At 32.9% G+C, this 4,936-nt stretch carries 3 protein-coding genes; all 3 read left to right on the top strand.

From position 1 onward, the window contains the following. A partial coding sequence (locus H1P_RS31030) for an AAA-like domain-containing protein (RefSeq protein WP_186376247.1) occupies positions 1-775 on the top strand: 775 nt, incomplete at its 5' end. A gap of 195 nt (positions 776-970) precedes the next feature. Then, positions 971-3,634, top strand: coding sequence for a CHASE2 domain-containing protein (locus H1P_RS31025; protein WP_144875007.1), 2,664 nt, complete (start codon positions 971-973; stop codon positions 3,632-3,634). A 321-nt stretch (positions 3,635-3,955) separates the two neighbouring features. Continuing rightward, positions 3,956-4,759 (top strand): DUF928 domain-containing protein, encoded by an 804-nt coding sequence (locus H1P_RS31020; RefSeq protein ID WP_144875005.1) that lies wholly within the window; start codon positions 3,956-3,958, stop codon positions 4,757-4,759. Positions 4,760-4,936 lie beyond the last annotated feature (177 nt).

Genomic DNA, 4,936 nt, shown 5'->3' with positions numbered 1-4,936 from the left:
GCTACTACGTTGGCTTTGTGTGATGGTTTCTCGTCAATTAAAGTTAGAAAATCAAGTAAACGATTATTGGGATACGGATATTCTTGGTAGTAATGACAATTGTACCGTTTATTTTGAAGAATATATATTAGCAGAAGTTAATAGCGATCTTACTTTCGCTTTTGATAATATAGATCGTTTGTTTCCTTACGAATCAGTAATTGAAGACTTTTTTGGAATGTTGAGAAGTTGGCATGAAAAAGGCAAAATTCATACTTCTTGGGCGCAGGTTAGATTGATTTTATCTCACTCCACAGAGGTTTATATTCCCTTAGATATCAATCAATCTCCTTTTAATGCTGGAGTACCAATTTTATTAGAAGAGTTTGATACTTTACAGATAGAAAATTTAGCTACTTTATATAAGCTTAATTGGAATAAATCTCAAGTGAAAGAGTTAATGAATTTAGTTGGGGGACATCCTTATTTAGTAACATTGGCGATGTATCAAATTAAGACTAAAAACATCGTATTAGAGCAATTTGTACGGGGAGCAACTTCTGAAACGGGAATTTATAGCAGTCCTCTACGCCGTTTATTAAATATTTTAAAACAATCTTCCAAACTTAGTTCGGCATTTGCCAAAATAGTAAAATCTCAAGAGCCTATAGCAATCGATTCTTTGCAGATTTATCAGTTACATAGTCTTGGTTTAATTCAACATAAACAAAATTTAGTAGCTCCTCGCTGTAAGTTATATCGAGATTATTTCAATCGTATTTTGTCAAATAATTAGTTATTTGAAATCACTCATTAGTTATTAACTATTACTCACGATTGGGCTATTGAAAGTAACTACTCTTTATAATTTAATTTTAAAGATCGCCTGAAATAATACCTGAATTTATCCCATAGCGAAATGTAGTTTAACTATTGTATAAAAAAGAATCAAAAAAAATTGATACTGCTTACATTATTAGTTAATATTTAGATGAATAAAGAACGCGATCTATTTTCTTACCAGGTTGGAGGAAGTTTATCCCCTCAATCTCCTAGTTATGTGGAACGTCGAGCAGATCGTGAATTAGAACAAGCCTTAAAAGAAGGACAGTTTTGCTATGTTTTAAACTCGCGACAAATGGGTAAATCTAGCTTGCGAGTACGAGTAATGAAGAAGCTTCAAGCAGAAGAAACTATTTGTATTTTTATCGATTTAACTGGTATGGGAACTCAGGATTTAAATCCTGAAAAATGGTATGCGGGAATCGTACGTTTTTTAGTTAGCGGTTGTCAGCTTAAATTTAATTGGCGTAGTTGGTGGCGAGAAAAAAGAGATTTATGTAGTCCAGTACAGCGATTGAGTTTATTTATTGAAGAAGTTTTATTAATAGAAGTTTCTCAAAAAATTGTAATTTTTGTTGATGAAATAGATCGCGTTCTCAGTCAAAAATTTTCTTTAGATGACTTTTTTAGTTTAATTCATAGTTGCTATCAAAGACGTCAAACAAATTTAGCTTACAATCGACTTACTTTTACTCTATTGGGAGTAGCATCTCCCAGAGATTTGATTAGAGATAAAACTGGTTCGCCTTTCGATCTTGGTAGAGCAATTACTTTAAGCGGATTTCAATTAGAAGAAACTTCAGCCTTAATTGTGGGCTTAGCAAATAAAGTTCTCAATCCGAAACAAATAGTAGCAGATATTTTATCTTGGACGGGCGGACAACCTTTTTTGACTCAAAAGTTATGTCAATTAGTAGTAGAAGAAGATGGTGAAAAAGTAGAAATAAGCGAAATTGTCCAACGACATGTTATTAATAACTGGGAACAAAAAGACGAACCAGAACATCTAAGAACAATTCGCGATCGCCTCTGTTATCGAGATTCTTTTAAAACAATTCGTTTACTAGGTTTATATCGAGAAATTCTTCAAAAAAAAGTTATTAAAATTGATAGCAGTTCCGAACAAATAGAGTTACGTTTATCTGGTTTAGTAGTTGAAAAAAAAGGGAAGCTGGTTGTTAATAATTTAATATATGCTAAAGTTTTTAATTTAGCTTGGGTCGATCGCCATTTAGGACAATTACGACCTTATGAAAATGCATTAACCAACTGGATAACCTATAAAAATACTAATTTTTTATTAAAAGGAGAAGAATTACAAACCGCTCTAAGATGGTCATTAGGAAAAAGCCTCGCTAATATAGATTATCAATTTTTAGTTGCTAGTCAAGAATTAGCTAAAAAAGAGATAGAAAATACTTTAGCTATAGTAGAAAAAGCCAACAAACTATTAGCAAATATTAGAAGAAAAGCTAGTATAAAAGTTAGTAATCAACGCTTAGATAAAAAATGGTTATTAATAATTGTCTCCGCAGTAACGGGATTTATTTTATTATTACGTTTGAGCGGAATTCTTCAAACGTGGGAATGGAATTCATTAGACCGCTTTTTTGATTGGCGACTTTCAACTACTCAAGAATCGCGAGTATTAGTCGTTACTATTGACGAAGAAGATATTACTAATATCGGACAATGGCCTATCCCAGATTCAGCTTTAGCAACAGCGATTGAAAACTTAAAAGCTCGACAACCCAATACTATTGCCTTAGATATTTATCGAGATTTAGCCGTACCACCAGGACATCAAAAACTACTAGAAGTATTTAATTCTACACCTAATTTATATGTAGTAGAAAAAATTATTGGTAATACAATCGCACCGCCGAAGAATCTAGATCGAGATCGGGTTGGATTTTCCGACCAAGTATTAGATACAGATCGAAAAATTCGTCGTGCATTACTATCTACAGTCGATGAAGATCGGCAAACGCGCTTTAGTTTGGGAACTATACTAGCCTTACATTATTTACGATCAAGAAATATCCAACTAAAACCAATAGGGAATAATCGCTATCGTTTGGGAAAAGCTGTTTTCAAGCGATTTGATGGTCATAACGGAGGCTATGTAGATGCTGATGCGGGGGGCTATCAAATATTATTAAATTTTTGGGGAACAGATGCTAATTTCAAACAATATTCTTTAACTGATGTCATAAACAATAATATTAAAACTCAAGATATTCAAAATAAATTAATTTTAATTGGCTCTACTGCCGCAAGTATTAAAGACTTTTTTTATACACCTTATAGTAAAGGCTGGTTTGGTTATTCGCCAAAAATGCCAGGAGTTTTTATTCATGCTAATGTTACCAGCCAAATAATTAGTGCTGCGTTGGATAATCGTCCTTTACTTAATACTTACAACCAATTTATTGAATCTCTCTGGATACTATTGTGGGGAGTTATTGGAGGAATTATCTTTTGGTATTTGCAAAAATTATTCGCGATCGCTTTAACCGTTATTTTTGTTAGTACTTTTTTAATTTTTATCTGTTATCGAGCTTTTTTATCTGGTTTATGGCTGCCTTTAGTACCCTCATTAATGGTTTTAGTTTTGACAATAATTATTTCAATTATAGTTAGAATTAGGCAAACAGAGCAGCAAAAATTCAATTATATTTTAAAACTTTTGTTAAAACAATATCTCGATTATCCCTTAGTTAGTAGAATAGCTTTGGAATATCTCAAGCGATCGGAAAGTCAAGAAAATTTATCTATAATTGAAAAAGAAATTCGACAACTCGATCGATAGACGGTCGTGTTGTAAATCTGTGTAATGGTTCTGTTGTCAAAAATTGAGGTAGTCTTGTAGTATGCTTTAGATGCCAATAATAATTAGAACTGATGAACTTCTTCGCAACTATTTAAATGGAAACATTTTGATTTTGTTGCAAAAAACTTCAATTGAGTGTTTATTGACTTTATCTCAATTTGATTTCGTTTGTACTTCAATTTTAATTATCCTGAGTATTTATACTACTCACAAAATCCGTTAGAACCAGCTCTTTTTCAATGACTAGCAACTTGGGTTAAAATAAATAACCACTAGCCTCAATTGAATCAAAGTAAAACAATGAAGCTTTCAACAGAGAAGAAGAAGTCTTGTTTAAAATTTAATAAAAACTGGAAGTTGCTATTTTTTAGCACTGTCTTAAGTTATTTACTTCTTTCAATAGTGATCGCTAATTGTTTTGCAAAAGACAAAACTACCGAGCTTGACACGACTGTTTTATTTCAACCGCCTCCAGAGTCAGAACAGCCAGAAAATACTGATAGTGCAGCATCTCGTATAGAGAAGCCGTATTTTCAAGATTGTATTGCTACACAAGACCAAGAACTTAGTGTAACCGACCAAACTATGACCCCCATAGTACCCAATGAAAACTATGGGTTAACCCTAAAAGAAAGACCAACTTTTTGGGTTTATTTACCTCAAACCTCAGCACGACAAGTGATTTTAAGTATTAAAGAAGAAGGAGCTACTCCTCATTGGCAACAATCAATTGAGGTGACAAAAGAAGAGGGGATTGTTGGGATCAAATTAGCAGATGATGCTCCCATTCTGGAAGCTGGAAAAAACTATCAATGGGCGGTTATTTTAGTCTGCGAAAATCGACCAAATCCCAACGATCCTGTAGTGACTTCTTGGATTAAACGGATCGATAAGTCTCAAATTAAAGAGGGTGATTTATCAACTACAGCGACTGAATTAGAAAAAGCTGCTAGTTATGCAAGGCAAGGTATTTGGTATGATGCTTTGGATATTTTAATCGCAGTCAAAGAATCATCTATTAATAATTGGCAAGATATTTGGCTTAGATATTTGCAATCTGGAGGTTTGACTGAAATTGCCAATGAGCCAATAATAATTGAGTAATCGATAATAAGCAAAGGGTAGTGTAATAAAAAAGTGTATTAGGTAAAATAAATGGGAGCATCCCATTTTGGTAAAAAGAAAAATAAGAAAGATTCTTAATTCGCGAGTAATACTCGCGAATTAAATAATAAGTGTTGTTTGAAAGCACATCAACTGACTACCATAGAAAGGTAGATT

This window comes from Hyella patelloides LEGE 07179, from assembly GCF_900659865.1.
In the GTDB taxonomy this organism is placed as follows: Bacteria; Cyanobacteriota; Cyanobacteriia; order Cyanobacteriales; family Xenococcaceae; genus Hyella; species Hyella patelloides.
The sequence above is the reverse complement of the archived record's forward strand: the minus strand, read 5'-3'. Positions and strand labels throughout refer to the sequence as shown.